This window comes from Serratia sp. G204Y, from assembly GCF_051172435.1.
Lineage (GTDB): Bacteria > Pseudomonadota > Gammaproteobacteria > Enterobacterales > Enterobacteriaceae > Serratia > Serratia sarumanii.
Genome location: NZ_JBPIZA010000002.1, coordinates 22,150 through 48,669, shown reverse-complemented (window position 1 = coordinate 48,669; position 26,520 = coordinate 22,150). Strand labels below are relative to the sequence as shown.

Annotated in this window: 24 protein-coding genes and 4 tRNA genes; 22 read left to right on the top strand and 6 right to left on the bottom strand. The window is 59.5% G+C overall.

Annotated elements, in window-relative coordinates:
• Positions 1–10 precede the first annotated feature (10 nt).
• The 6 genes from ispF to rpoS all read left to right on the top strand — a co-directional run bounded on the left by ispF (position 11) and on the right by rpoS (position 5,274).
• The gene (gene ispF / locus ACSBQQ_RS14690; RefSeq protein WP_004932594.1) at positions 11–484 is read left to right on the top strand and encodes a 2-C-methyl-D-erythritol 2,4-cyclodiphosphate synthase; all 474 of its coding nucleotides are present in this window, start codon (positions 11–13) and stop codon (positions 482–484) included.
• Positions 485–488: 4 nt separating this feature from the next.
• Positions 489–1,535, top strand: a complete 1,047-nt coding sequence (gene truD, locus ACSBQQ_RS14685) for a tRNA pseudouridine(13) synthase TruD (protein ID WP_060428630.1) — start codon at positions 489–491, stop codon at positions 1,533–1,535.
• The gene (surE, locus tag ACSBQQ_RS14680; protein WP_033637163.1) at positions 1,516–2,277 is read left to right on the top strand and encodes a 5'/3'-nucleotidase SurE; all 762 of its coding nucleotides are present in this window, start codon (positions 1,516–1,518) and stop codon (positions 2,275–2,277) included. Before truD ends, surE begins: the two co-directional genes overlap by 20 nt.
• A complete protein-coding gene (locus ACSBQQ_RS14675; protein WP_060428629.1) occupies positions 2,271–2,897 on the top strand; it encodes a protein-L-isoaspartate(D-aspartate) O-methyltransferase in 627 nt (208 codons plus the stop codon). The genes surE and ACSBQQ_RS14675 overlap by 7 nt, the downstream gene beginning before the upstream one ends.
• Before the next feature lie 325 nt (positions 2,898–3,222).
• Positions 3,223–4,221 (top strand): murein hydrolase activator NlpD, encoded by a 999-nt coding sequence (nlpD, locus tag ACSBQQ_RS14670; RefSeq protein WP_033649258.1) that lies wholly within the window; start codon positions 3,223–3,225, stop codon positions 4,219–4,221.
• A 54-nt stretch (positions 4,222–4,275) separates the two neighbouring features.
• Positions 4,276–5,274: an RNA polymerase sigma factor RpoS gene (gene rpoS, locus ACSBQQ_RS14665; protein ID WP_004932578.1), complete on the top strand. Its 999-nt coding sequence runs from the start codon at positions 4,276–4,278 to the stop codon at positions 5,272–5,274.
• 79 nt (positions 5,275–5,353) lie between these two features.
• Here the strand turns inward: rpoS and mutS are convergent, their stop codons facing one another.
• The gene (gene mutS / locus ACSBQQ_RS14660) at positions 5,354–7,909 is read right to left on the bottom strand and encodes a DNA mismatch repair protein MutS (protein WP_043148268.1); all 2,556 of its coding nucleotides are present in this window, start codon (positions 7,907–7,909) and stop codon (positions 5,354–5,356) included.
• A gap of 387 nt (positions 7,910–8,296) precedes the next feature.
• On the opposite strand from mutS, the gene ACSBQQ_RS14655 reads away from it, so the two are divergent.
• The gene (locus tag ACSBQQ_RS14655) at positions 8,297–8,464 is read left to right on the top strand and encodes a hypothetical protein (protein ID WP_162846236.1); all 168 of its coding nucleotides are present in this window, start codon (positions 8,297–8,299) and stop codon (positions 8,462–8,464) included.
• On the opposite strand, the gene ACSBQQ_RS14650 is transcribed toward ACSBQQ_RS14655, so the two are convergent.
• From ACSBQQ_RS14650 to ACSBQQ_RS14635, 4 genes are all read right to left on the bottom strand, one after another.
• The gene (locus tag ACSBQQ_RS14650) at positions 8,461–9,078 is read right to left on the bottom strand and encodes a Fic/DOC family protein (protein ID WP_033649260.1); all 618 of its coding nucleotides are present in this window, start codon (positions 9,076–9,078) and stop codon (positions 8,461–8,463) included. The genes ACSBQQ_RS14655 and ACSBQQ_RS14650 overlap by 4 nt on opposite strands.
• 196 nt (positions 9,079–9,274) lie before the next feature.
• Entirely contained in the window at positions 9,275–10,267 is a 993-nt protein-coding gene (locus ACSBQQ_RS14645; protein WP_060428626.1) for a Vgb family protein, read from the bottom strand.
• A gap of 29 nt (positions 10,268–10,296) precedes the next feature.
• A complete protein-coding gene (locus tag ACSBQQ_RS14640) occupies positions 10,297–11,268 on the bottom strand; it encodes an aldo/keto reductase (protein WP_039568911.1) in 972 nt (323 codons plus the stop codon).
• 12 nt (positions 11,269–11,280) lie between these two features.
• Positions 11,281–12,081 carry an SDR family NAD(P)-dependent oxidoreductase gene (locus ACSBQQ_RS14635; RefSeq protein WP_048321287.1) on the bottom strand — a complete coding sequence of 267 codons (801 nt, stop codon included), beginning with the start codon at positions 12,079–12,081 and terminating at the stop codon, positions 11,281–11,283.
• A gap of 106 nt (positions 12,082–12,187) precedes the next feature.
• On the opposite strand from ACSBQQ_RS14635, the gene ACSBQQ_RS14630 reads away from it, so the two are divergent.
• From ACSBQQ_RS14630 to chbG, 6 genes are all read left to right on the top strand, one after another.
• On the top strand, positions 12,188–13,081 hold the full coding sequence (locus ACSBQQ_RS14630; RefSeq protein ID WP_060428624.1) for a LysR family transcriptional regulator: 894 nt from the start codon (positions 12,188–12,190) through the stop codon (positions 13,079–13,081).
• Between the two features lie 417 nt (positions 13,082–13,498).
• The gene (locus ACSBQQ_RS14625; protein ID WP_004932561.1) at positions 13,499–13,816 is read left to right on the top strand and encodes a PTS sugar transporter subunit IIB; all 318 of its coding nucleotides are present in this window, start codon (positions 13,499–13,501) and stop codon (positions 13,814–13,816) included.
• A gap of 12 nt (positions 13,817–13,828) precedes the next feature.
• Complete coding sequence (chbC, locus tag ACSBQQ_RS14620) at positions 13,829–15,190, top strand: PTS N,N'-diacetylchitobiose transporter subunit IIC (protein ID WP_004932557.1); 1,362 nt, start codon at positions 13,829–13,831, stop codon at positions 15,188–15,190.
• A 43-nt stretch (positions 15,191–15,233) separates the two neighbouring features.
• Positions 15,234–16,619: a glycoside hydrolase family 1 protein gene (locus ACSBQQ_RS14615; RefSeq protein WP_060428622.1), complete on the top strand. Its 1,386-nt coding sequence runs from the start codon at positions 15,234–15,236 to the stop codon at positions 16,617–16,619.
• Positions 16,620–16,634: 15 nt separating this feature from the next.
• Entirely contained in the window at positions 16,635–17,483 is an 849-nt protein-coding gene (chbR, locus tag ACSBQQ_RS14610; protein ID WP_033637170.1) for a transcriptional regulator ChbR, read from the top strand.
• Positions 17,484–17,631: 148 nt separating this feature from the next.
• Positions 17,632–18,393 carry a chitin disaccharide deacetylase gene (chbG, locus tag ACSBQQ_RS14605; protein WP_043148122.1) on the top strand — a complete coding sequence of 254 codons (762 nt, stop codon included), beginning with the start codon at positions 17,632–17,634 and terminating at the stop codon, positions 18,391–18,393.
• Between the two features lie 11 nt (positions 18,394–18,404).
• Here chbG and ACSBQQ_RS14600 read toward each other — a convergent pair whose 3' ends face one another.
• The gene (locus tag ACSBQQ_RS14600) at positions 18,405–19,784 is read right to left on the bottom strand and encodes an MFS transporter (protein ID WP_033649269.1); all 1,380 of its coding nucleotides are present in this window, start codon (positions 19,782–19,784) and stop codon (positions 18,405–18,407) included.
• 243 nt (positions 19,785–20,027) lie between these two features.
• Here ACSBQQ_RS14600 and pncC point away from each other — a divergent pair, with 243 nt between their 5' ends.
• The 9 genes from pncC (at position 20,028) to ACSBQQ_RS14555 (ending at position 26,351) form a co-directional block, all read left to right on the top strand.
• Positions 20,028–20,516 (top strand): nicotinamide-nucleotide amidase, encoded by a 489-nt coding sequence (gene pncC, locus ACSBQQ_RS14595; protein WP_033649270.1) that lies wholly within the window; start codon positions 20,028–20,030, stop codon positions 20,514–20,516.
• A 111-nt stretch (positions 20,517–20,627) separates the two neighbouring features.
• Positions 20,628–21,692, top strand: a complete 1,065-nt coding sequence (gene recA, locus ACSBQQ_RS14590) for a recombinase RecA (RefSeq protein ID WP_004932541.1) — start codon at positions 20,628–20,630, stop codon at positions 21,690–21,692.
• A 60-nt stretch (positions 21,693–21,752) separates the two neighbouring features.
• A complete protein-coding gene (gene recX / locus ACSBQQ_RS14585) occupies positions 21,753–22,265 on the top strand; it encodes a recombination regulator RecX (protein ID WP_033649272.1) in 513 nt (170 codons plus the stop codon).
• Positions 22,266–22,398: 133 nt separating this feature from the next.
• Complete coding sequence (gene alaS, locus ACSBQQ_RS14580; protein ID WP_033649274.1) at positions 22,399–25,026, top strand: alanine--tRNA ligase; 2,628 nt, start codon at positions 22,399–22,401, stop codon at positions 25,024–25,026.
• A gap of 252 nt (positions 25,027–25,278) precedes the next feature.
• A complete protein-coding gene (gene csrA, locus ACSBQQ_RS14575) occupies positions 25,279–25,464 on the top strand; it encodes a carbon storage regulator CsrA (RefSeq protein ID WP_004091602.1) in 186 nt (61 codons plus the stop codon).
• A gap of 311 nt (positions 25,465–25,775) precedes the next feature.
• Positions 25,776–25,868, top strand: a tRNA-Ser gene (locus tag ACSBQQ_RS14570).
• A gap of 3 nt (positions 25,869–25,871) precedes the next feature.
• A tRNA-Arg gene (locus ACSBQQ_RS14565) sits at positions 25,872–25,948 on the top strand.
• 58 nt (positions 25,949–26,006) lie between these two features.
• Positions 26,007–26,083 (top strand) — tRNA-Arg (locus ACSBQQ_RS14560).
• A 191-nt stretch (positions 26,084–26,274) separates the two neighbouring features.
• Positions 26,275–26,351 (top strand) — tRNA-Arg (locus ACSBQQ_RS14555).
• The last annotated feature ends 169 nt before the right edge of the window (positions 26,352–26,520 follow it).

Genomic DNA, 26,520 nt, shown 5'->3' with positions numbered 1-26,520 from the left:
GGAGCGCATCATGCGTATCGGTCACGGTTTTGACGTACATAAATTCGGCGGCGAAGGCCCGTTGGTGATCGGCGGTGTTCGCATCCCTTACGATAAAGGTTTGCTGGCCCACTCCGACGGTGACGTCGCGCTGCACGCCGCGACCGATGCCCTGCTGGGCGCGGCGGCGCTGGGCGATATCGGCAAGCTGTTCCCCGATACCGATCCGGCGTTCAAAGGCGCCGACAGCCGCGAACTGCTGCGCGAAGCCTGGAAACGCATTCGCGCCAAAGGGTATCGCCTCGGCAACCTCGATATCACCATTATCGCCCAGGCGCCGAAAATGGCGCCGCACATCCCGCAGATGCGCGTTTTCCTGGCGGAAGATCTGCAGTGCCATATGGATGACGTCAACGTGAAGGCCACTACCACCGAGCAGCTCGGCTTCACCGGGCGCGGTGAGGGCATCGCCTGCGAAGCGGTTGCCTTGCTGATCAAGGAATAACCGCATGGATATGGCGAATCTGACCTGGCTGCATGGCCGGCCGCAGAGCACCGGGGTGTTGAAAGCCAATCCGGAAGATTTCGTGGTGGTGGAAGATCTGGGCTTTGCACCGGACGGTGAAGGCGAGCACGTGCTGGTGAACATCCGCAAAAACGGCTGCAATACCCAGTTCGTGGCCGACTATCTGGCGCGCTTCGCCGGTATTCACGCCCGTTCCGTCAGCTATGCCGGCTTGAAGGATCGCCACGCGGTGACCGAACAGTGGTTCTGCCTGCATATGCCGGGCAAGGACACGCCGGATTTCTCCCGGTTTGCGCTGGAAGGCTGCGAGGTGCTCTCATATGCCCGCCACCTGCGTAAAATGCGCATCGGCAACCTGAAGGGCAACCACTTTACGCTGGTGCTGCGCCAGATTTCAGATCGTCAGGACGTTGAGCGCCGTCTGCAGGCCATCGCCGCGCAGGGCGTGCCGAACTACTTCGGCAGCCAGCGTTTCGGCCGTGGCGGCAACAACCTGGTGATGGCGCGCCGCTGGGCGAATGATGAAATTCGCGTCAAAGAGCGCAGCAAGCGCAGTTTTTACCTCTCTGCCAGCCGTAGCGCGCTGTTTAATCAGGTCGCGAGCAGGCGCCTGGCGGACGGCCTGCAGCGCACCGTGCTGGAAGGTGACGCCCTGCAGCTGAGCGGCCGCGGCAGCTGGTTTGTCGCCAAAGCCGATGAGCTGGAGACGTTGCAACAGCGCTTGGATGCCGGTGAGCTGGTTGTCACCGCGACGTTGCCGGGCGACGGCGAGCCGGGCACCGCCGGCAGCGCGTTGGCATTTGAACAACAATGCTTGGCGGAGCAGCCGGAATTGCTTACGCTTTTAAAGCGCGAGCGTGTCGACCCCGCTCGTCGGGCCCTGCTGCTGCAGCCGCAAAATATGCGGTGGAGCTGGTGGGATGACGTTACCGTGGAACTGCGCTTCTGGCTGCCGGCAGGCAGCTTCGCCACCAGCGTGGTTCGCGAGATCATGCAGCAGGATGACAGCGATGCGGATATTGCTGAGTAACGATGACGGCGTCAGCGCTCCGGGCATTCAGGTGCTGGCGGCGGCGCTGCGGGAATTCGCCGAAGTGCAGGTTGTGGCGCCGGATCGTAACCGCAGCGGCTCTTCCAATGCCTTAACGCTGGAGTCGCCGCTGCGCACGCAGACGCTGGCCAACGGGGATATTGCGGTGCTGCAGGGGACGCCGACCGACTGCGTTTACCTTGGCGTCAACGCCTTGATGCGCCCGGCGCCCGATATCGTGGTCTCCGGCATCAACGCCGGGCCGAATTTAGGCGACGACGTCATCTATTCCGGCACCGTCGCGGCGGCGATGGAGGGCCGGCACCTGGGGTTGCCGGCGTTGGCGGTGTCGCTGAACGGCCACCGGCACTACGCGACCGCCGCCGTCATTACCTGCCGCATCCTGCGCGCGCTGCAGCGCGAACCGTTGCGAACCGGAAAAATCCTGAATATCAACGTACCGGATCTGCCGCTGGCGGAGATCAAAGGCCTGCGCGTGACCCGCTGCGGCAGCCGCCATCCAGCCGACAAGGTCTTCTGCCAGCAGGATCCGCGCGGACAAAATATCTACTGGATCGGGCCGCCTGGTGATAAATTTGATGCCGGGCCGGATACCGACTTTGCGGCGGTGGAACAAGGCTATGTGGCGATAACGCCGCTGCAGGTGGATTTAACCGCCTACGCGGCGCAAGAAGTCGTGAAAACATGGTTAACCAAAGCAGAGGTTAGCGGGGAATGGTGAACAAGCGCATGCAAACATTGCTGACGCAGCTGCGGCAGCAGGGGATCCGGGACGAAAAGCTGCTGCGGGCGATCGAGACGGTGCCGCGCGAGCGTTTTGTCGACGAAGCGCTGGATCATAAGGCCTACGAAAACACCGCATTGCCGATCGGCTCCGGCCAGACCATTTCCCAGCCTTATATGGTGGCGCGGATGACCGAACTGCTGAATCTGACGCCCACCTCGCGGGTGTTGGAGATCGGCACCGGCTCCGGCTATCAGACCGCCATCCTGGCGCATCTGGTGCAACACGTTTGTTCCGTCGAACGCATCAAGGGGTTGCAGTGGCAGGCCAAGCGCCGCCTGAAGCAGCTCGATCTCCACAATGTTTCCACCCGCCACGGCGATGGCTGGCAGGGCTGGGCGTCGCGCGGCCCGTTCGATGCGATCATCGTCACTGCCGCGCCGCCGGAGATCCCGCAGGCGCTGGTGGAACAGTTGGACGACGGCGGCATTTTGGTGTTGCCGGTGGGGGAGCAGGCTCAAACTCTCAAACGCATTCAGCGTCATGGCAACGAGTTCGTTGTCGATGCGGTAGAAGCGGTGCGCTTTGTGCCGCTGGTGAAAGGCGAATTGGCCTAGCGATCGTCTGATTTTTCGACCGTCGGCAAAATCTGTTGCACTTTCATCATGCCCGGATAAGGTTTTCTCGTTCCAATCAGGTTAATTTTCACTAGAATTGGCCTTTCTACGTAGTTGTCTTATGGTGCGGCAACGCCAATCTGGTTAGCATTGGCGCGCGTTTTGATGCTCCGGCGCGAGATGACCTGGCATTCAGGGATCGGCCGGCGGCGCCTTTACATCGCAGAAACTGGGAAGTGGCAAAAGCTCGGCTACGATGTAAAGGGTATTTTGGATATATCACTGATATTGCTGTCATGGGGGAAGCATGAGCACGGGAAGCCCAATGATTACGTTACGCCGGGTTGCGGTGTGTACGATGGTAAGTTTGTGGTTGGCGGGTTGTACGAACAATGCCTCAACGTCGGCCCCTATCAGCAGCGTGGGTGGCGGCGGCGCCGTTCCATCCGGCAATAATAATGGCGGGGCGCAGCAGGCCAGTCCAGAGGGCCGCATTGTTTATAACCGCAGTTATAACGCCATTCCTAAAGGGAGTTACAGCGGCGGCGACACCTATACGGTCAAGCGCGGCGACACGCTGTTTTATATTGCCTGGATCACCGGCAACGATTTCCGCGACCTGGCGCAGCGCAACAATATTCCCGAGCCATACAGCCTGAATGTTGGCCAAACCATTCAGCTTGGTAATGGTTCCGCCAACGGCGGCGGCGGTATGTTGGCGACGACTGACGCGACCCAAGGCGGCGTTCCGAAGCCACCTTCCACCTCCCAGATCCAGACGGCAACGGTTGATTCTCAATCAACTAACGCGTATTCTGAAAACTCGGGTAAACAGAATGTAGGTAAGATGTTACCTGCAGCAGGGGCCGCAGCGGTTGGGACCGCGGCTGCGCCTGTTACCGCGCCGGAAGCCGCTCCACCAGTGAGCAGCACCGTCAGCAACAGCGCTCCGGTCAGTACCTGGAGATGGCCGACTGACGGTAAGGTTATTGATAACTTTTCCTCATCAGAAGGTGGGAATAAGGGTGTCGATATCGCCGGTTCCCGTGGGCAGCCGATCTTCGCTACCGCCGATGGCCGCGTAGTGTATGCAGGCAACGCTTTACGGGGTTACGGTAATCTAATCATCATCAAACATAATGATGATTACCTGAGCGCCTACGCTCATAACGACACAATGCTGGTCCGGGAACAACAAGAAGTGAAGGCGGGTCAAAAAATAGCCACCATGGGTAGCACCGGTACCAGTTCAGTACGTTTGCATTTTGAAATTCGTTACAAGGGGAAATCCGTAAACCCGCTGCGTTATCTTCCGCAGCGATAGATTGGGCAGAATACGCTGAGATTCTGCTCGCGGTATCACGGGTAGGAGCAGCATATGAGCCAAAATACGCTGAAAGTTAACGAGTTACATGATGATGCGGATTTCGACGAGAATGGAGCTGAGGCCGAGTCGTTTGATGAAAAAGCGCTGGTAGAAGAAGAGACCAGCGAGAACGATTTAGCGGAAGAAGAGCTGTTGTCTCAAGGCGTTACGCAACGCGTATTGGATGCGACGCAGCTCTATCTGGGTGAGATCGGTTATTCACCTCTGCTGACCGCAGAGGAAGAAGTCTATTTTGCGCGGCGTGCTCTGCGCGGTGACGTGCCGTCCCGCCGCCGCATGATTGAAAGCAACCTGCGGCTGGTGGTGAAAATCGCCCGCCGCTACAGCAACCGCGGTCTGGCACTGCTGGATCTGATCGAAGAGGGTAACCTCGGTCTGATTCGCGCAGTGGAAAAATTCGACCCGGAACGCGGTTTCCGCTTCTCCACTTACGCAACCTGGTGGATCCGTCAGACGATTGAACGGGCGATCATGAACCAAACCCGTACCATTCGTTTGCCTATCCATATCGTCAAAGAACTGAATGTCTATCTGCGCACCGCGCGCGAGCTTTCCCACAAGCTGGATCATGAACCGAGCGCTGAAGAGATTGCCGAGCAACTCGACAAGCCGGTGGATGACGTCAGCCGCATGCTGCGTCTGAATGAGCGCATCACCTCGGTGGATACGCCGCTGGGCGGGGATTCGGAGAAAGCGCTGCTGGACATTCTGGCCGACGAGAAGGACAACGGGCCCGAAGACACCACGCAAGACGACGATATGAAGCAAAGCATCGTCAAATGGCTGTTCGAACTGAACGCCAAACAGCGTGAAGTGTTGGCGCGTCGTTTCGGCCTGCTGGGCTATGAAGCGGCGACGCTGGAAGACGTAGGCCGGGAGATTGGCCTGACGCGCGAGCGCGTCCGTCAGATTCAGGTTGAAGGTCTGCGCCGTCTGCGTGAGATTCTGCAGATGCAGGGCCTGAGCATTGAGGCGCTGTTCCGCGAATAACGCCGGTTGTTGAACCGCATCAAATAAAAACGGTGAGCGTCATGCTCACCGTTTTTTTATGCCCGCGTTTGGCGCCAGACTACACCATATTTTTCAGCCGGTAGATCCATTCCAGCGCCTGGCGCGGCGACAGGGAATCCGGATCAAGCCCCTCCAGGGCTTCAACCGCCGGCGAGGTTTCTTCCTGCAGCAGCGTCATCTGGGTGGCATCGACGCTGCCCGAGGCGGTGTGGCTGGAGATAGACTCCAGCTCGCGCAGTTTCTGGCGGGCGCGCTTGATGACGTCGCGCGGTACGCCGGCCAATGCGGCGACCGCCAGGCCATAGCTTTTGCTGGCGGCACCGTCCTGCACGCTGTGCATGAAGGCGATGGTATCGCCATGTTCGAGCGCGTCCAGATGCACGTTGACCACGCCTTCCATTTTCTCCGGCAGGGTCGTCAGCTCGAAGTAGTGGGTGGCGAACAGCGTCATCGCCTTGATGCGGTTGGCCAGGTTCTCGGCGCAGGCCCAGGCCAGCGACAGGCCGTCGTAGGTGGAGGTGCCGCGGCCGATTTCATCCATCAACACCAGGCTATGCTCGGTGGCGTTGTGCAGGATGTTGGCGGTTTCGGTCATCTCCACCATGAAGGTGGAGCGGCCGGAAGCCAGATCGTCCGCCGCGCCGACGCGGGTGAAGATGCGATCCACCGGGCCGATGGTGGCCTTGGTGGCCGGCACGTAACTGCCGATGTGCGCCATCAGCACGATCAGCGCCGTTTGCCGCATATAAGTGCTTTTACCGCCCATGTTCGGGCCGGTAATGATCAGCATACGGCGCTGTGGCGACAGGGTGAGCGGGTTGGAGATAAACGGCTCGCTCAGCACCTGCTCCACCACCGGGTGACGGCCTTCGGTAATGCGGATCCCCGGCTGCTCGCTCATGGTCGGGCAAGCGTAGTTCAGGGTATCGGCGCGCTCGGCCAGGTTGGCCAGCACGTCCAGCTCGGCCAGTGCGGCGGCGCTTTGCTGCAGCTCCGCCAGGTGCGGCAGCAGCAGATCGAACAGCTCGTCGTACAGGCTTTTCTCGATCGCCAGCGCCTTGCCCTTGGAGGTGAGCACTTTGTCTTCGTACTCTTTCAATTCCGGGATGATGTAGCGCTCGGCGTTTTTCAGCGTCTGACGGCGCACATAGTGGATCGGCACCAGGTGGCTTTGGCCGCGGCTGACCTGAATGTAGTAGCCGTGTACGCCGTTGAAGCCGACCTTGAGCGTATCCAGCCCCAGCTTTTCACGCTCGCGGATCTCCAGCCGATCGAGGTAATCGCTGGCGCCGTCGGCCAGTGCGCGCCACTCGTCCAGCTCGCTGTTGTAACCGGGGGCGATCACGCCGCCGTCGCGCACCAGCACCGGCGGGGATTCAATGACCGCGCGCTCCAGCAGCTCGCGCAGCTCGTCGAACTGGCCCACCTGAGACAGCAGCTGCTGCACGTGCGGGGTATCCACATCTTGCAGCAGCGCGCGAATGTCGGGCAGTTGCTGGAAAGCATGGCGCATGCGCGCCAGATCGCGCGGCCGGGCGGTGCGCAGCGCCAGACGCGCCAAAATTCGCTCCTGATCGCCCACCTGACGCAGTGAAGGCTGCAGATCGGTGAACAGCTCCTGCAATGCGCCGATCGCCTGTTGGCGGGCGGTGAGAACCTTGATATCGCGGGTCGGCATGTGCAGCCAGCGTTTCAGCATGCGGCTGCCCATCGGCGTGACCGTGCGATCGAGGATCGCCGCCAGCGTGTTGTCGCTGCCGCCGGACAGGCTCTGCGTCAGTTCCAGGTTGCGGCGGGTGGCGGCGTCCATGATGATGCCGTCCTGCTGGCGCTCCATGGTGATGCCGCGAATGTGCGGCAGCGAAGTGCGCTGAGTATCTTTGACGTACTGCAGCAGGCAGCCGGCGGCGCGCAGCGCCTGGTGCGCCTGTTCGACGCCGAAACCGGTCAAATCGCGGGTGCCGAACTGCAGGTTGAGCTGCTGACGCGCGGTCTCAAGCTCGAATTCCCACAGCGGGCGGCGGCGCAGGCCGTGGCGCTGTTCGATCAGCGCCATTTGTTCGAAGGTTTCCGGGTAGAGCAGCTCGGCCGGATTGGTGCGCTGCAGCTCGGCGGCCATGGTTTCCAGATCCTGCGGCTCGGCGACGCGAAAGCGGCCGGAGCTCACGTCCAGCGTGGCGTAGCCGAAGCCGCGCGCGTCCTGCCAGATCGCCGCCAGCAGGTTGTCCTGGCGCTCTTGCAGCAGCGCTTCGTCGGTGATGGTGCCGGGCGTGACGATACGCACCACTTTGCGCTCGACCGGCCCTTTACTGGTGGCCGGATCGCCGATCTGCTCGCAGATGGCGACGGACTCGCCGAGCTGCACCAGCTTGGCCAGGTAGTTCTCTACCGCGTGGTGCGGCACGCCGGCCATCGGGATCGGTTCACCCGCCGAGGCGCCGCGTTTGGTCAGCGAGATATCCAGCAGCTGGGAAGCGCGCTTGGCGTCGTCGTAAAACAGCTCGTAGAAGTCGCCCATGCGGTAAAACAGCAGGATTTCAGGATGCTGGGCCTTGAGGCGCAGGTACTGCTGCATCATCGGCGTATGCGAATCGAGTTTATCGGTGCTATTCATGCGATTATTTTTCCAATCCATTGAATGTAAAGGGAACTGTGATTTTCATTGTCGTCATTCGCTATCACATTGTTTCAGCAGGCGCCGCCCCATTCAGCGCTTGGCGGTCGGCGCAAATCATCAAAACGCCAAACGGCGCGCTCAAACCCGAGGTTTGCACAGACGCTTATACTAGCCCAGCGGGCAATCGGCTGTCACAGGTAAAAATGGGAAGCGATGCGCAAGGAGGAGTTGTAACGAAGCGAGATTGTCGTTCGCCTGCGGGCAACAACGCAAGTCGCCGCCCGCTGAGGCGGCGTGGAGTTTATTGCGCGGCGGTGAGGGGCATGAAGTTATGTACAATCCTTGATATAATCTCATCAATGAATTTTCTGATCGGGGGGCGTCATGAGTAATACTAAAAAAGTGCCGGTGGGTTATGTTAAGCCATCTCGTACGGACATTGCCCGCTCAGTGGCGACATCAACGGCGGTTGAAACAGGTCAACCTTCAGCCAGAATTGAAGCTTCTTTAGAAGAAGTGCGTAAAAAATTCGCTCATCTGCGCCTTGCCTAATACTTTCTTAGTGCTTGGTTGACCCAGTGTTTCATCGGCTCGTAGTTCATGTTCATACCCGAGTGAATAGACGAGATATATTGGGCTCTGTTTTGTTCCCAGCTTTGATAATCCAACGGTTTATGCCCACCCTGAACCGCCATCACATCGGCCAACAGCCGTGACAAACGGCCATTCCCTTCTCTAAAAGGGTGTATGAGTATCAGTTCAACATGGATTATCGCGATCGCTTCTATCAGCTGTTCTTCGCTCATGTCTGAGCAAGGTGTGTAACTTGCCAGGTATTTCACTTCGAAATCGTCCAGTAGTTTGGGCAATCGCGTCGAAGGGGCAAACATGAAGCCTCCTTTGCTGATATTGACGGCTCTTGCTTGTCCAGCCCACGCATAAATATTGCCTAACCAGCGGTGATGCCATCCCTTAAGCATCTCGACGGTGATTCTTCCTAATGGAAAGTGCTGTTCGAAAACGGAACGGTAGAGCTGCTCCAGCAACACCAACTCGGCGCCGTCGAGTTCGTCGCTATCGGTGATGCCCAGCTTATTGGCTAGAACTTGCTCGCCGGATTCTTTCTCATATTGACCTTCGCTGCTGGAAACATGGTATCGGCTCATGAATACGCTCGATGATAATAAGGTGGGGGATAAGGCAAGTATAATCAGCGATGTGTAGTGGAACAATTTAATTAAAATCAGTCTATTAAGTTAGAATTAATCATAGTTCTGATTAATACCATCGAAATAAAGATTTTCAATTCATTGGATGTTAACGGTACAACGCAAGTCGCCGCCCGCTGAGGCGGCGTGGAGTTTATTGCGCGGCGGTGAGGGGCAGGGGCAGTTGATAGAGACGGAAGCTGTCGGGCACTTCGGATTCATGGCCGGGCAGCAGGCGGTGGCGAATGCGCGATTCGCTGACGAAGGCGCAGCCTTGTGGGGTGATAGTCAGATTGACCGGCGATTCCATGCCTTCGCGCAAGACCTCAATCCGGTGCATGCCTGCCGCCTTGGGAGACGGGATCCGCAGGATCCGCCCCTGGCCGCTCTGGATCCCGTTTTCCAGCACGATCAGCGCGCCGTCCGGTGCCAACCCCATCCCGTCCGGGTTTTCAATCAGGCGCGGCAGCTGCATTTCCGTCAACTGCGGCTTTGAATCGTTATAGCTGAGGGTGTAGAGCTTACCGGTGCCGAAATTGGCGACAGCCAGCAGCCGGTCGTCGAGCAGCACGATCCCGGCGGCGCCCAGCCCGCTAGGGGCCGCTAAGCGTGGATCCTGATACAGCGTACTGAATGCCGCTTCGCCCGGCCGCAGGCGCAGGATGCCGCCGCCGCGGGTTTCCGTCACGTATACCGTACCGTCTGCGCCGAGCACGATATCGTTGCCCATTTCTCCCGCCGGCAGCGCCAGGCTGCGGTTGAGCGTGCCATCCGCGACGTTCAGCGCGTAGATGCGGTTGGCGCGCGTTTTGCCGCCGGAGAGGAAGTCCGGCGAATTGCCCCACAGCAGCCCGCGCCGTTCGTCCAGCCGCAGCGCGTTTGAGGCGAACACCGTGTCAGCGCCGGGGAAAAAGATTTCCCACGCTTTACCCGGCCGTTTGCGCAGCACGTTGCCGCTGGTGATCAGGCCGACATACAGCGTGCCGTCCGCCGCGCGGGCGATGCCGTTGGGGTAAAGCGCGCCGGGCGGCAGCGTCATGCTGCTTTCTGTACAGTGTGCATCGACGGCGGCCTGCGCCGGCGCGCTAAGGGTGAGTGCAGTAGCGAGGGTGAATAACGCCGCTCGCGCGGTCACAACGTATGCCATGTCTTTCTCCTGGAATGAAGGAAAAGGGGCTACCAGCGCTCGGGGCGGGCAGCGTGCGCCATTGGCGCCTCCAGCGCGGCCACGTCTTCTTGCGATAGCCTGAGGTCGAGCGCCGCCAGCGCATCCTGCAGATGGTGTGGCTTGGACATGCCCACCAGCGGCGATGCCACGCCGGGTTTGGCCAACAGCCAGGCCAGCGCAATCTGCGCCGGGGGAACGCCGCGCGCGGCCGCCACCTCCGCTACCGCAGCGACGGTGCGTTCGACCTCGTTTCTGCCGCCGTACCAACGGGGGGCCTGCTCGTCGGTGGCGGCGCGCAGCGTGCCGCCACTGCCGGAGCCGGCCAGCACGCCGCGAGCCAGCGGCGACCAGGGCGTCAGGCCAAGACCTTCCTCCAGGCACAGCGGGATCAGTTCCTCTTCGTCTTCACGCGTCACCAGGTTGTATTGGCTTTGCAACGAAATAAACGGCGCCAGGCGGTGCTGACGTTGAAAGGCCAGCATTTTCATCAGGCGCCAGGCGTGCAGTGAAGACGCGCCGAGATAGCGGATCTTGCCCGCCCGCACCAGGCCATCGAGGGTGTCGGCGGTTTCTTCGATCGGCGTTTCGGTGTCGAAGCGGTGCAGCACGAACAGATCGAGGTAATCCGTTCCCAACCGCTGCAATGAGGCGTCAATGCTGTGCAGCAGGTGCTTGCGCGACAGCCCCCGGCTGTTCGGCTGCGCGTCCATCGGAAAGTAAGCCTTGGTGGCGATCACCACGTCTTCTCGACGGGCGAACGCCTTCAGCGCGCGGCCGAGAATGCGTTCACTTTCTCCGCCGGAGTAAATGTTGGCGGTATCGAAGAAATTGATGCCCGCTTCCAGCGCCTCGCGGATAAAGGGGCGCGCTTCATCCTCCTTCAGCACCCAGGGGCGCCAGGCCGGATCGCCGTAGGTCATGCCGCCCAGGCAGAGGCGGGACACCTTCAGGCCGCTGTCGCCAAGCCGAACGTAGTTCATGGCGTCGTCTCCTCAGCGCATGCCGGCGATGGTGTAACCGCCGTCCACCAGCAGGCTTTGGCCGGTGATGAAGCGGGCTTCGTCCGTCGCCAGCCACAGCGCCACATCGCCGATGTCTTCCGATTCGCCCAAGCGGCCGGCGGGCGTGTGGGCGATAAAGGGCGCGAACGCCGCGCTGTCGGCCACGCTGCCGCGCGCCATCGGCGTGTCGATGATGCCGGGGTTGATGTTGTTGACGCGGATGCCCTGGCCGCTGTATTCGAGCGCCACCGCGCGGATCATCGCATCGAGCGCGCCTTTGCTGGCGGAGTAGCTGGATGAACCGGCCAGCGCGCCGTGGGTCAGCCAGGAGGAAGTGTTAACGATCACGCCGCCCGAGCGCTGAGCCAGGAAGGTTTCAATCTCGTATTTCATCGCCAGCCAGACGCCTCTGAGGTTAATGGCGATCACCCGGTCAAAATCTTCGCTGCTCTGTTCGGTGATGGGAGCGAAGTTGCCGATGATGCCGGCGTTATTGAAGGCGACGTCGAGCCGGCCGTAGTGGGCGGTCACCGTGGCGAGCAGCCTACGGATATCGTCTTCCTGGGAGACGTCGGCCACGATGGGCAGGGCGTCGCCGCCGGCGAGCGCGATGTCGCGCGCCGTGGCTTCGATTTCCGCCGCGCGTCGGCCGGCCAGCGCCACTTTGGCGCCTTCGCGGGCATAGGCCAGCGCGGCGGCGCGGCCGATGCCTGTGCCGCCGCCGCTCACCAGCACGACTTTGTCCGCCAGACGGCGCGGCGTTTCATGAGTTGGAGCTGTAGCATTAATCATCGCATCGATACCTGGTAATGGGTTCGATCGTAATGCTATGTTGTTAGATAACGGATAACTATCCGCTAAAAATTCATCTCACTATTAGATAATTTATATTAATAGCATGAAGAAACCCGAATTGTCCGGCCTGGCGGCCTTCGTGGCTATCGCCAGTGAACGCAGCTTCCGCCGCGCCGCCGCCCGATTGGGCGTGACGCCGCCGACGCTGACCCACACCCTGCGCGAACTGGAAGCGCAGGTGGGCATTCGCCTGCTGAACCGCACCACCCGCAACGTTTCGCCGACGGAGGCCGGTGAGCATCTGTTGGCACAGCTGGTGCCGGCCTTTACCGACATCGACGCCGCGCTGGAGAGCCTGAATGCGTTTCGCGAAGGGCCACGCGGCCTGGTGCGCATCAACGCGCCGCGTTCGGCGATTGATCTCGCCATCGTGCCGCATCTGGGGCGGTTGGCCAGCGAATATCCCGGCATTACGCTGGAGGTGGTGGCGGACGAAGGGTTCGCCAACATCGTCGAGCAAGGCTTTGACGCCGGTATTCGGCTCGGCGAGGATCTGCACAACGATATGCGCGCGGTGCGTCTGACGCCGGATCTGCGTTTTGCCATCGTCGCCACGCCGGACTATTTTCAACGGCACGGCGAACCGACGCACCCGCAGGATTTACTGCAGCACCGCTGCATCGGTTGGCGCAAGGCCTCTTCGGGCGAGCGCTACAAGTGGGCGTTTCAGCAGGGCGAGCAGCGATTTACCGTGGCGGTCAACAGCCCGCTGATCGTGGATGACGCCAGGCTGCTGCTGCAGGCGGCGCTGGCGCACGTCGGCATCGCCTTCGCCATCGAGCAGGAGGTGGAAGAATACCTTGCGAGCGGGCGGCTGCGGCGAGTGTTGGCCGACTGGTGCGCGCCGTTTCCCGGTTTTTACCTCTATTACCCCAACCGCAGGAACCATTCCGTGGCGCTGGCCACGGTGATCGAGTTGCTGCGTCTGCCCACCTAATCCTCTTCGCCTGCCATCGCGTTCGGAGAGCAGCAGGCGAATCAAGCTTGAACTATTTTTATTTTCTTTTCGTTTGTTCAGGCGCAAATAAACCCTTAAATTCTCGGCGTGTTTATAACTATCTGTTTATAATTGTTATTTGAGTGTTTATTGCGAATATTCTGAGTTTATATCGGTTATTTGAGAGCCCGGTCACACTATTTTTTTATGCGAAATGTGAAGGGGGTCAAGCCATCAGGTCAAGGAGAGACGGTTATTCTCTCCCCTGGCTTACCGATCCGTTTTTCATGCTCCGTATACTGTCTGCAACCAGGGCAACGTGACGGAAATTTTCATAAGGAATGTGCGTGAAGCAATCGTGATTGCATCTGGCATACAAATAACACGGGGTTTTTTTGATTATCTGAGGTGCTTGGTATGGAAAAGAAAAAAATCTATCTGTTTTGTTCTGCCGGTATGTCCACTTCCCTGTTGGTTTCAAAAATGAAGGCGCAGGCCGAGAAATACGAAGTGCCGGTGATCATCGCCGCCTACCCGGAAGCGCTGGCTGCGGAGAAAGGCGTTGAAGCGGATCTGATCCTGCTGGGGCCGCAGATTGCCTACACCTTGCCGGAAGTGCAAAAACAGCTGCCCAACAAACCCGTTGAAGTCATCGATCCGCTGCTGTACGGCAAGGTCGATGGGCTGGGCGTGCTGAAGGCCGCGGTGGCCGCCATCAAGAAAGCCAACCAATAACAGGAGGCCGCCGTGAATACCCTCATTGCCTCGCTCGAGAAGGTTATCCTGCCTTTCGCCGTAAAAATCGGCAAGCAGCCCCACGTCAACGCCATCAAGAACGGCTTTATCCGCCTGATGCCGCTGACCTTGACCGGGGCGATGTTCGTGTTGATCAACAACGTGTTCCTGAGCTTCGGCGAAGGATCGTTCTTCTATTCGCTGGGCGTGCGCCTGGACGCCTCCACCATCGAGACGCTCAATAGCCTGAAGAGCATTGGCGGCAGCGTGTACAACGGCACGCTGGGGATCATGTCCCTGATGACGCCGTTCTTTATCAGCATGGCGTTGGCCGAAGAGCGCAAGGTCGATCCGCTCGCCTCGGCGCTGCTGGCGGTGGCTGCTTTTATGACCGTCACACCGTTCAACGTCGGCGAGGCCTATGCGGTGGGCGCCAACTGGCTGGGCGGCGCCAACATCATTTCCGGTATGGTGATCGGGCTGGTGGTGGCCGAGATGTTTGCTTTCATCGTGCGGCGCAACTGGGTGATCAGCCTGCCGGACAGCGTGCCGGCTTCGGTGTCGCGCTCCTTCTCGGCGCTGATCCCCGGTTTCATCATCCTCTCCATCATGGGGCTGGTGGCGTTCGCGCTGGCGCACTGGGGCACCAACTTCCACCAGATCATCATGGACGGCATTTCGGCACCGCTGGCCAAGATGGGCAGCGTGGTGGGCTGGGTGTACGTGCTGTTCTCCTCGCTGCTGTGGTTCTTTGGGGTGCACGGCTCCATGGCGCTGGCGGCGCTGGACAGCGGCATCATGACGCCGTTCGCGCTGGAAAACGTGGAGCTGTACAACAAATACGGTTCGGTCGAAGCGGCGGTGGCCGCCGGGAAAGAGTTCCACATGTGGGCGAAGCCGTTCGTCGACTCCTACATTTACCTCGGCGGCACCGGCTCGACGCTGGGCCTGATCATCGCCATCTTCATCGCCTCGCGCCGCGAGGATTACCGCCAGGTCGCCAAGCTGGCGACGCCGTCCGGCATTTTTCAGATCAACGAACCGATTCTGTTCGGCCTGCCGGTGATCATGAACCCGGTGATGTTCATTCCGTTCATCCTGGTGCAGCCGGTGCTGACCATTATCACCTCGCTGGCTTATTACTCCGGGCTGATCCCGCCTATCACCAACATCGCGCCCTGGACCATGCCGGTCGGCCTGGGGGCGTTCTTCAACACCAACGGCAGCATCATGGCCATGTTGTTGAGCCTGTTTAACCTGGCGGTCGCCACCGTGATTTATCTGCCGTTCGTGGCGATCTCCAACAAGGCGCAGAGCCAGATCGACGCGGCGACGGAAAGCGAAGAAGACATCGCCAAGGCGCTGAAATTCTAACTGTGGAACGGGGCGGCGCGGCCGCCCTGCGAGGGACGCGAGTATGGAATATCAATTTGCCGACGGGTTCTGGTGGGGGAGCGCCACCTCCGCGCCGCAGTCTGAAGGGGCGGCCGCGCGCGACGGCAAGAGCCGCAACATCTTCGACTATTGGTTCGAGATCGCGCCCGAGCGCTTTCACGATCGGGTGGGGCCGGCCGAGGCCTCGACCTTTTACGACCATTTCCGCGCCGATATCGGGCTGCTCAAAACGCTGGGCCACAATACCTTCAGAACGTCTATCTCGTGGTCGCGGCTGATCCCGGACGGTGACGGCGAGGTGAACCCGCAGGCGGTGGCGTTCTATAACGCGATGATCGACGAGCTGCTGGCGGAGGGCATCACCCCGTTTATCAATCTCTACCACTTCGATATGCCGCTGTGCATGCAGCAGCGCGGCGGCTGGGAAAGCCGGGCGGTGGTCGAAGCCTATGCGCGTTACGCCGATATCTGCTTCGGCCTGTTTGGCGATCGGGTCACCCACTGGTTCACCTTCAACGAGCCGATCGTGCCGGTGGAGGCCGGTTACCTGAATGACCTGCATTACCCTTGCGTGGTGGACTTCAAACGGGCGGTCACCGTGGCGTATCACAGCGTACTGGCGCACGCCATGGCGGTGCAGCGTTTCAGAGCGCGGGAGCTGCCGGGGAGCATCGGCATCATTCTGAATCTGAGCCCGACCTATCCGCGTTCCGACGCGCCGGCGGATCGGCAGGCCGCGCACGACGCCGATCTGCTGCTCAACCGCAGTTTCCTCGATCCGGTCGCCAAAGGACGTTATCCGGTGGCGTTGCTGCAGCTGCTGGAGCGGCATGGGCTGATGCCCCACTGCGAGCCGCAGGATGCGCAGCTGATTGAAGGCGGCGTGGTGGACATCCTCGGCGTCAACTATTACCAACCGCGCAGGGTGCAGGCGAAAGAGGGGCGTCGTGCCGAGGGGCCGATCGCATCGCCGGAGGATTTGTTCAGTTACTATGCAATGCCGGGCCGCAAAATCAATCCGCACCGCGGCTGGGAGATCTACGAAAAGGGGCTGTACGACATCCTGATGGATCTGAAAGAGAACTACGGCAACCTGCCTTGTTATATTTCGGAAAACGGCATGGGCGTTGAGGGCGAAGAGGCGTTTATCGGCGCCAATGGGCGGGTGGAGGACGATTACCGCATCGACTTTATTCGCGAGCACCTGAAGTGGCTGCACCGCGCGCTGGCGGAAGGCTCGCAGTGCAAAGGCTATCATCTGTGGACCTTTATCGACTGCTGGTCCTGGCTGAACGCCTACAAGAATCGTTATGGGCTGGTGCGGCTGGATCGGGCGGATCAGCGCCGCACCATCAAGAAAAGCGGCTACTGGTTTGCCGAGGCGGCCAGACGCAACGGATTTGACTAACGGGAGGCCGGCGCCGTGTCCGACAACCGAATTTCGCTGAGTGCCAACGACGTGAAGCTGATTCGCGAGCAGGATTTTTTTAACTGCAAAGATTTTCACCTGTTTATCTACAACAAGGTGGAAAGCGCCACCGGGCTGCATCAGCACGACTATTACGAGTTCACCATCGTGCTGAGCGGCAAATGCTATCAGGAGATCAACGGCAAGCGGGTGCTGCTGGAGCGCGGGGATTTCGTCTTTATCCCCATCGGCTCCTACCACCAGAGCTTTTACGAGTTCGGCGCGACGAAAATCTTCAACGTGGCGGTCAGCAAAGCGTTCTTTGAAGAGCACTATTTGCAGCAGCTGCCGCGCTGCTTCGTCGCCTCGCAGGCCTACAGCCTGAGAAACGAGTTTTTGGCCTATATCGAATCGGTGGTGAGTTCGCCGCAGTTTCGCGAGGACGACTTCGCCGAATTTCTCGAAACGCTGACCTTCTATGTGATCAGCCGTATTCGTCACCATAAAGAAGAAAACGACGGCGGCGATGATATCCCGCAGTGGCTGAAGAACACCCTGGCCGGCATGCATGACAAGGCGATGTTCGGCGAAAGGGCGTTGGCTAACATGGTGGCGCTGTCGGGGAAAACCCAGGAGTATCTGACCCGGGCGATGCGGCGTTACTACCACAAGACGCCGATGCAGGTGATCAATGAGATCCGCATCAACTTCGCCAAGACGCAGCTGGAGGTCACCAACTATTCGGTTTCCGATATCGCCTTCGATTCCGGCTATGGCGATGTCAGCCTGTTCATTAAAAACTTCAAGCGGCTCACCGATGTGACCCCAGGCAACTACCGAAAAAAGTGCTACGGCCCTCTTTAGGGCCGCTCCCGATCAGTATCAACGCCGATATGCCGATGAGCTTCAGGCCGCCGGCCGGTTAATCATTCGATTTTTACCTTAGCGAAGGGGAATGCCGCGCCGGTCGGTCGGGCTTCCCTTGCCAAAAATTCATCCCGCAGGAGCCACTATGGAAAAACTACTGATCGTGAATGCCGATGACTTCGGCCTGAGCAAGGGACAAAACTACGGTGTTATCGAGGCGTATCAGCATGGCGTCGTTTCCTCTACCACGGCGATGGTGAACGGCGGCGGCGCACAGCACGCGGCGGCGCTCAGCCGGCAATATCCGGGGTTACCGATCGGGCTGCATTTCGTTTTGACCCATGGCAGGCCGCTGGGCGCCATGCCTTCGCTGGTCAACGAGCATGGCGAATTGGGTAAATGGCTGTGGCGCCGCGCCGAGGCCGGCGAGCTGCAGCTGGACGAGATCCAGGAGGAGCTGCAGCGCCAGTTCACGCGGTTTGTGACGCTGTTCGGCAGGCCGCCGACGCACATCGACAGCCACCACCATGTACATATGCAGCCGCAGATTTACCCGCTGGTGGAGGCGTTTGCGCAGGCGCAGGGTCTGCCGCTGCGCCTCGATCGCGAAGAGGCGAAACGGCGCGATATTGCGTTGCAGACGCCCTGCAGCACCGACGCGTTTGACGCGGGATTCTACGGCGAAACGATTTCCGAAGCCTTGTTCCTGCAGCGGTTGGCGCGCGCTGACGAGCTGGGCGCCGAGTCATTGGAAATGATGTGCCACCCGGCGTTCCTCGACGCGACGATCCTGCAGAGCAAATACTGCCACCCGCGCCTCGTCGAGCTGGATGTGTTGACCGCGCCGACGCTGAAAGCGGCGATCGCCGAACGCGGTTTTCTGCTGGGCTCTTTCCTGGATCTGTAGCTCCGCGCCGTTTACAGCATGGCGTGCGCCTTTTTCAGGCCGGTGTCCTCTTGCGGATCGGCGCCCTGAGGCAAGTGCTCCGTTTCCTGTTCTTCAGGCTGCGGCTCGTCGACATCGGGCGCCGCTTCCGGCGGGGGCATGGTGTCGTGAATGATCTGCTCATCAAAGGTCGGATTGAGCGCCGGCGACAGCGGCGAGCTGGCGAGGCTGTCCGGCAGCGGAATGTGCGGCACCGGCGCGTCCTGCGCCAGTTGCGGCTCCTCCGCTTTCGCCGTGCGGCTGAGGGCCGCCAGCAGCACGCCGCACAGGGCGAAGAAGGCGTACAGGATATTGCCGCCTAGCGGCTCGATCAGCGCGCCGACCGCCAGCGGCCCGATGCTGGCGCCGACGCCGAACGCCATCAGCAGGCAGGCGGCCAGCGAGACGCGGCGCTCCGGCTCGATCAGATCGTTGGCCAATGCCACCACCAGCGGGTAGAGCGTAAACTGCAGCATGCTGACGACGAACCCCACCGCCAGCAGCAGCGGGAAATCGATGTGCGGCAGCAGCGCCAGCGGCAGCGCCGCCACGATCAGAAAAATGGCGTTGAGGCGCATCAGCAAGGGGCGGTTATAGCGATCCGACAGCCAACTGAGCGGGAATTGCGCCACCAGCCCGGCGAAGATGGCCAGCGCCATGAACAGGCCGGTTTGCTGCGTGGTTAAGGATTGCAGGCTGGCGTAGACCGGCGCCAGGCCGTAAAACGAACCTACCACCATGCCGATCACCAGCGTGGTGGCCAGCACCTTGGGAATAGCGCCGATAAAGTAACGCAGTTCCATCGGCGCCGGCGACATGTGGCGCGCATTGGTGCGGGTGGTGAGAGCGATCGGCACCAGGCAGAGCGCGAAGCACAGTGCGATCACCAGCAGCGTGGCGATGCCCAGATTGCTTTGCAGCATCAGCACGATCTGGCCCAGCGACATGCCGAGATAGGTCGCCGCCATATAGAAACCGAACACCATGCCGCGCTGGTTGGATTCCGCCTGGTCGTTCAGCCAGCTTTCCAGCACCATGAACTGACACATCATGCACAGCCCGATCACCAGGCGCAGCGCAACCCAGGCGGGAATGAACGCCGTCAGGCCGTGCCCCAGCACCGCGGCGGTAATGATGCCGGCGCAGGCCACGTAGGCGCGGATATGCCCGACGCGGGCGATGAGAAAGTGGCCGACCTTACCGCCGATCACCAACCCGATGTAGTTGGCGGCGATGATGGCGCCGATCAGCGCGCTGCTGACGTGGATGGAGGCCAGCCGCAGCGAGACGTAGGTGGTGAGCAGGCCCGAGCCCAACAGCAGCAGCAGGGTGGTGGTGTACAACGGCAAGAATACGCCCAACGTTTTTTTCACGCTATCGTCCTAATCTCTTCTGGTGCGCCCTGAGGCCGCCGCCGCAGCGTGCCGCCTCCGTGATGTTCCTTGTGCTGGTGCGCCGCCGCTCGCTGGGGCGCTTCTTTTGATACTAGCAGCTTGGCCGGGCGCTTAAAACCGCACCTCCTGCGAGGCGCTGCGCATTTCTGCGCGCCAGACGTCGCGCCGCCTTGATAAATGCTACTATCGGGCGCATATACCTGAATTCGCGAGGGAGGGGTTATGAGTGAAAACCAACTGCGCCGGCTCAGCGTGCTGGCGGGGGAAAAACTGAAGGCTCAGGGCCGCTGGATCACCTGCGCGGAATCTTGCACCGGCGGCGGCATCGCCAAGGCCATTACCGATATCGCGGGGAGCTCCGCCTATTTCGATCGCGGTTTCGTCACCTACAGCAATGCGGCGAAGCACGACCTGCTGGGGGTGAGCGAAGCCACGTTGGCGGCGCACGGCGCGGTCAGCGAAGAGGTGGTGCGCGAGATGGCGATAGGGGCGCTGCGTGCGGCGCGGGCCGATCTGGCGCTCTCGGTAAGCGGCATCGCCGGCCCGGACGGCGGCAGCGCGGAAAAGCCGGTCGGCACCGTGTGGTTCGGCTTCGCCGGCAGCGATGGCCGGGGGCTGTCGCGCAAGATGCAATTCGAGGGCGATCGCGATGCGGTGCGGCTGCAGGCGACGATTTTCGCGCTGCAAACCGCCATCGACGAATTTTTGTAAATTAGGCTTGATACTGTATGACCATACAGTATAATTAGTGACATTTCCTGCACAACATACATTCAGTGGCAGTGTGGGGTAACACCGGCATTGCGAAACGAAGGAGCAAAAATGGCTATTGATGAGAACAAGCAAAAGGCGTTAGCTGCGGCACTGGGCCAGATTGAGAAACAGTTCGGCAAAGGCTCCATCATGCGCCTGGGTGAAGACCGCTCCATGGACGTGGAAACGATCTCCACCGGCTCACTGTCACTCGATATCGCTCTGGGCGCTGGCGGCCTGCCGATGGGCCGCATCGTCGAAATCTACGGCCCGGAATCCTCCGGTAAAACCACCCTGACGCTGCAGGTGATCGCCGCTGCGCAGCGCGAAGGCAAAACCTGTGCGTTCATCGACGCCGAGCACGCGCTGGATCCTATCTATGCGAAAAAGCTGGGCGTCGATATCGACAACCTGCTGTGCTCCCAGCCGGACACCGGCGAGCAGGCGCTGGAAATCTGTGATGCGCTGACCCGCTCCGGCGCGGTTGACGTCATCATCGTCGACTCCGTGGCGGCGCTGACGCCGAAGGCGGAAATCGAAGGTGAAATCGGCGATTCGCACATGGGCCTGGCGGCGCGCATGATGAGCCAGGCGATGCGTAAGCTGGCCGGCAACTTGAAAAACGCCAATACCCTGCTGATCTTCATCAACCAGATCCGTATGAAAATTGGTGTGATGTTCGGCAACCCGGAAACCACGACCGGCGGTAACGCCCTGAAGTTCTACGCTTCGGTGCGTCTGGATATCCGCCGCATCGGCGCCATCAAAGAGGGCGACGAAGTGGTGGGCAGCGAAACCCGCGTGAAAGTGGTGAAGAACAAAATCGCTGCGCCGTTCAAACAGGCTGAATTCCAAATCATGTACGGCGAAGGCATCAACAGCCGTGGTGAGCTGGTCGATCTGGGCGTGAAGCACAAGATGATCGAAAAAGCCGGCGCCTGGTACAGCTATAACGGCGAGAAAATCGGTCAGGGCAAGGCGAATGCCTGTAACTTCCTGAAAGAAAACCCGGCTATCGCCGCCGAGCTGGATAAGAAGCTGCGCGATTTGCTGCTGCACAGCGGCGGTGAGCTGGTGGCCGCTTCCGGTGACGACTTCGAAGACGACGAAGCGGAAACCAGCGAGCAGTTCTAATCGCTGAAGATGTGCGCTGCCGTTCGTGTGGCGCATATCCCATAAATTCAGGCTTGAATGATGAATGACTTGCTAAGCCGCGCCATGCGCCTGCTGTCGCAACGCGATCATAGTGAAGCTGAACTGCGCCGCAAACTTGCGGCGCAGCCGTTTGTGGCGAAAGCCCGTTTTGGCAGCAAGGGGCCACATGCGCCGGCATCACCGCCGGTGGTTGAAGAGCCGGTGGATCCTGCGCTGATCGAGCAGGTTATCGCCTACTGTTACCAGCATAACTGGCTGGACGATAAGCGTTTCGCTCACAGCTACATCGGCAGCCGCAGCCGTAAAGGTTACGGTGCGCAGCGCATCCGCAGCGAACTGATGCAAAAGGGCGTCGACAAAGCGCTGGTGCAGGACGCGCTGGCGGATTGCGATATCGACTGGTGCGAACAGGCAAAACAGGTGGCGCAGCGAAAATTTGGCGATGCGTTGCCAACCGACTGGAAAGAGAAAGCCAAAGTGCAGCGTTATCTGCTCTATCGCGGCTTCTTCCAGGAAGAAATTCAGTCAATTTACCGTGATTTTGCGCAATGAGCGCACACGGGGTTTTACTTCCCTCTGAAGAAAATTTATCTTATCCCCACTTTTTGTTCGTGAGCTGGTTGTCATCGTCGGGATGACGCGTCACCGGCTCACGTGTCGTTATTCTAGCCTTTCCAGGAAAATTATGAGCAAGAGCACCGCTGAGATCCGTCAAGCGTTTCTCGATTTCTTTCATAGTAAGGGTCATCAGGTTGTAGCGAGCAGCTCCCTGGTGCCTAACAATGATCCGACATTGCTGTTTACCAATGCCGGCATGAACCAATTTAAGGATGTTTTCCTGGGGCTCGACAAACGCGCCTATTCCCGCGCCACCACCTCGCAGCGCTGCGTGCGCGCAGGCGGCAAGCATAACGACCTGGAAAACGTCGGTTATACCGCGCGTCACCACACCTTCTTTGAAATGCTGGGCAACTTCAGCTTCGGCGATTACTTCAAGCACGACGCGATCGGCTACGCATGGGAACTGCTGACCGGTGAAAACTGGTTCAACCTGCCGAAAGAGCGACTGTGGGTCACCGTGTATGAAACCGATGACGAAGCGTTCGACATCTGGCAGAAGCAAATCGGCGTACCGGCCGAGCGCATTATCCGCATCGGCGACAACAAGGGCGCGCCTTTCGCTTCCGACAACTTCTGGCAGATGGGCGACACTGGCCCATGCGGCCCGTGCACCGAGATTTTCTACGATCACGGCGATCACATCTGGGGCGGCCCTCCAGGCAGCCCGGAAGAAGACGGCGACCGCTACATCGAGATCTGGAACATCGTTTTCATGCAGTTCAACCGTCAGTCCGACGGCACCATGCTGCCGCTGCCGAAACCTTCTGTGGATACCGGTATGGGTCTGGAGCGCATTGCGGCGGTGTTGCAGCATGTGAACTCCAACTATGAAATCGATCTGTTCCGTACCCTGATCGCCGCCGTGGCTAAAGTGACCGGCGCAACCGATCTGGACAACAAATCCCTGCGCGTTATCGCCGACCACATTCGTTCCTGCGCCTTCCTGGTGTCGGACGGCGTGATCCCGTCTAACGAAAACCGCGGCTATGTGCTGCGCCGCATCATTCGTCGCGCGATCCGCCATGGCAACATGCTGGGCGCGAAAGACACCTTCTTCTACAAACTGGTGGCGCCGTTGATCGAAGTGATGGGCCCGGCGGCCGACGAACTGAAACGCCAGCAATCGCTGGTGGAGCAGGTGCTGAAAACCGAAGAAGAGCAGTTTGCCCGCACGCTGGAGCGTGGCTTGGCGCTGTTGGACGAAGAGCTGGCCAAGCTGCAGGGCGATACCCTGGACGGCGAAACCGCTTTCCGTCTGTACGATACCTACGGTTTCCCGATCGATCTGACCGCTGACGTCTGCCGCGAGCGCGGTTTGAAAGTCGACGAAGCGGGCTTTGAAGACGCGATGGAAGCACAGCGCCGCCGTGCGCGCGAATCCAGCGGCTTTGGCGCCGACTATAACAGCCTGATCCGCGTGGATGGCAGCAGCCAGTTCAGCGGTTACGATCACGACGAGCAGCAGGCGACGGTCATCGCGCTGTTCCGCGACGGCCAGCCGGTCGATCAGATCAACGCCGGCGAAGAGGCGGTGGTGGTGCTGGATGAGACGCCGTTCTATGGCGAATCCGGCGGCCAGGTCGGCGATAAAGGCGTGCTGAAAGCCGCCGGCGCTGAGTTTACGGTCAACGATACCCAGAAATACGGTCAGGCTATCGGCCATCAGGGCAAACTGGCGCAGGGTTCGCTGAAGCTGAACGATCGCGTGGACGCGCAGATCGACGCTGAGCGCCGTAACAGCATTCGTCTGAACCACTCCGCAACTCACCTGCTGCACGCCGCGCTGCGCCAAACGTTGGGCGACCACGTCGCGCAGAAAGGCTCGCTGGTTAACGACAAATACCTGCGTTTCGACTTCTCGCACTTCGAAGCGATGAAGCCGGAGCAAATCCGCGCGGTGGAAGATCTGGTGAACCAGCAGGTGCGTCGTAACCTGCCGGTGCAGACCGAGCTGATGGCCTTGGAAGATGCCAAAGAGAAGGGCGCGATGGCGCTGTTCGGCGAGAAGTACGATGACAACGTGCGCGTGCTGACCATGGGCGACTTCTCCACCGAGCTGTGCGGCGGCACCCACGCCAGCCGCACCGGCGATATCGGCCTGTTCCGCATTCTGAGCGAGTCGGGCACCGCGGCGGGCATCCGCCGTATTGAAGCGGTGACCGGCGCTGGCGCTATCGCTACGCTGCATCAGCAAAGCGATTTGTTGCAAGACGTTGCTCAGTTGGTCAAAGGCGACAGTAACACCCTGACCGATAAAGTGCGCTCGGTGCTCGATCGCACGCGCGCGCTGGAAAAAGAACTGCAGCAGTTGAAAGATCAGCAGGCGGCGCAGGAGAGCGCTTCGTTGTCCAGCCAGGCAAAAGTGGTTAACGGCGTGAAGCTGTTGGTCAGCCAGTTGGATAATGTCGAAGCCAAAATGCTGCGCACCATGGTAGATGACCTGAAAAATCAATTGGGTTCGGCCATCATCGTGTTGGCAACGACGGCTGATGACAAAGTCAGTCTGGTTGCTGGTGTGACCAAGGATCTGACTGACCGCGTGAAAGCCGGCGAGTTGATCGGCAACGTGGCGCAGCAGGTCGGCGGCAAGGGCGGTGGTCGCCCGGATATGGCGATGGCGGGGGGGACGGATATCAACGCCCTGCCAGCGGCGTTAAACAGCGTAGAAGCCTGGGTGGCCTCGAAGCTGTGAATATAAATAAATAGCACGCACAAACGCCATAATACTTTGTTGATTATGGCGTTTTCATACTGTGCTAACACAATTTAGTTACAATTGCGGGAACAAAGTTTTTCAGGTCGGCTAAACTTACCATTATCTGAGGTGGGACCAAGTCTGCTTACACTTATTGTGGGTTGCGCGGCTTACGTTTTCACCACATATGATGGATAATGACGGGGAAACTGAGAGACCCGACTCTTTTAATCTTTCAAGGAGCAAAGAATGTTAATTCTGACTCGTCGAGTTGGTGAAACCCTCATGATTGGCGATGAGGTTACGGTTACTGTGCTAGGGGTAAAAGGCAACCAGGTGCGTATTGGTGTGAACGCCCCCAAAGAGGTTTCGGTTCACCGTGAAGAAATCTATCAGCGCATTCAGGCAGAGAAGTCTCAGCAGACGACTTACTGATTCCGAAGCAGCGTCTCGTTGCCAGACGAGACGCTACTGCATCGTTTTACCCACTTCCTTCGCCCTCCCTCTTCTTTTTCGTGATTATTTTCCCGGTTAGTTTCCTGCTTTGTTGCTACAGACGCGGCGGTTGCCTGTTGATAAAACGCCCTTTTTGCCGTGAAATCGCCCATGTTGGGTGCGAATTGTGCAAACGCGCATGAGTTGGGAAAAATTGTTTGACTTAAAAGTCGGAGAAAGTAATATGTGCGCCACGCAGTGCCGATGAGCTTCTCTAAAGCGAGTTAGGCACAATTCGAAAGAAAGCGTTTGGTGAGGTGGCCGAGAGGCTGAAGGCGCTCCCCTGCTAAGGGAGTATGCGGTCAAAAGCTGCATCCGGGGTTCGAATCCCCGCCTCACCGCCATTTGCATCCGTAGCTCAGCTGGATAGAGTACTCGGCTACGAACCGAGCGGTCGGAGGTTCGAATCCTCCCGGATGCACCATATTAGCCGTATGGTAGAGTTGGGAACAAAGTACCATAGGGTATCAAAGAATTACTGTGCATCCGTAGCTCAGCTGGATAGAGTACTCGGCTACGAACCGAGCGGTCGGAGGTTCGAATCCTCCCGGATGCACCATTCTTCACTTCCCGTACAGCGAAGAGAAATCTTCAGGCGGGCAGTAAAAAAGAAAGTGTCCCTTAGGGAGGATAACGTTGCTTCAGCAACGGCCCGCAGGGTGAGGCGCAAGCGCCAAATCATCCTCCCGGATGCACCATTCTTTAAGTCTGGCCTCATTAGCGAAGCAGGCAAGCAGTAAAAACAGTAATGCATCCGTAGCTCAGCTGGATAGAGTACTCGGCTACGAACCGAGCGGTCGGAGGTTCGAATCCTCCCGGATGCACCATCTAAGAGAAACCCGCTTCGGCGGGTTTTTCGCTTTTCAGCATTTAACCATTCTCTCTTCACCCCTGTCCTCCTTTGCGCCCGATAGGGCACAGCACATTCCGTTATGACGCAGTCAGCGACAACCCAACGGCTTTACGCTAAAGTAGTTTTCTTTCCTCAACGATCAT

Coding starts and splice junctions, on each gene's coding strand:
- rpoS (WP_004932578.1), top strand. CDS start 4,276: ATGAGCCAAAATACGCTGAAAGTTAACGAGTTACATGATGATGCGGAT.
- ispF (WP_004932594.1), top strand. CDS start 11: ATGCGTATCGGTCACGGTTTTGACGTACATAAATTCGGCGGCGAAGGC.
- ACSBQQ_RS14650 (WP_033649260.1), bottom strand. CDS start 9,078: ATGAGCCGATACCATGTTTCCAGCAGCGAAGGTCAATATGAGAAAGAA.
- ACSBQQ_RS14655 (WP_162846236.1), top strand. CDS start 8,297: ATGAGTAATACTAAAAAAGTGCCGGTGGGTTATGTTAAGCCATCTCGT.
- ACSBQQ_RS14615 (WP_060428622.1), top strand. CDS start 15,234: ATGGAATATCAATTTGCCGACGGGTTCTGGTGGGGGAGCGCCACCTCC.
- csrA (WP_004091602.1), top strand. CDS start 25,279: ATGTTAATTCTGACTCGTCGAGTTGGTGAAACCCTCATGATTGGCGAT.
- ACSBQQ_RS14675 (WP_060428629.1), top strand. CDS start 2,271: ATGGTGAACAAGCGCATGCAAACATTGCTGACGCAGCTGCGGCAGCAG.
- truD (WP_060428630.1), top strand. CDS start 489: ATGGATATGGCGAATCTGACCTGGCTGCATGGCCGGCCGCAGAGCACC.
- ACSBQQ_RS14640 (WP_039568911.1), bottom strand. CDS start 11,268: ATGAACTACGTTCGGCTTGGCGACAGCGGCCTGAAGGTGTCCCGCCTC.
- ACSBQQ_RS14635 (WP_048321287.1), bottom strand. CDS start 12,081: ATGATTAATGCTACAGCTCCAACTCATGAAACGCCGCGCCGTCTGGCG.
- ACSBQQ_RS14645 (WP_060428626.1), bottom strand. CDS start 10,267: ATGGCATACGTTGTGACCGCGCGAGCGGCGTTATTCACCCTCGCTACT.
- ACSBQQ_RS14630 (WP_060428624.1), top strand. CDS start 12,188: ATGAAGAAACCCGAATTGTCCGGCCTGGCGGCCTTCGTGGCTATCGCC.
- nlpD (WP_033649258.1), top strand. CDS start 3,223: ATGATTACGTTACGCCGGGTTGCGGTGTGTACGATGGTAAGTTTGTGG.
- recA (WP_004932541.1), top strand. CDS start 20,628: ATGGCTATTGATGAGAACAAGCAAAAGGCGTTAGCTGCGGCACTGGGC.
- alaS (WP_033649274.1), top strand. CDS start 22,399: ATGAGCAAGAGCACCGCTGAGATCCGTCAAGCGTTTCTCGATTTCTTT.
- mutS (WP_043148268.1), bottom strand. CDS start 7,909: ATGAATAGCACCGATAAACTCGATTCGCATACGCCGATGATGCAGCAG.
- pncC (WP_033649270.1), top strand. CDS start 20,028: ATGAGTGAAAACCAACTGCGCCGGCTCAGCGTGCTGGCGGGGGAAAAA.
- surE (WP_033637163.1), top strand. CDS start 1,516: ATGCGGATATTGCTGAGTAACGATGACGGCGTCAGCGCTCCGGGCATT.
- recX (WP_033649272.1), top strand. CDS start 21,753: ATGAATGACTTGCTAAGCCGCGCCATGCGCCTGCTGTCGCAACGCGAT.
- ACSBQQ_RS14625 (WP_004932561.1), top strand. CDS start 13,499: ATGGAAAAGAAAAAAATCTATCTGTTTTGTTCTGCCGGTATGTCCACT.
- chbG (WP_043148122.1), top strand. CDS start 17,632: ATGGAAAAACTACTGATCGTGAATGCCGATGACTTCGGCCTGAGCAAG.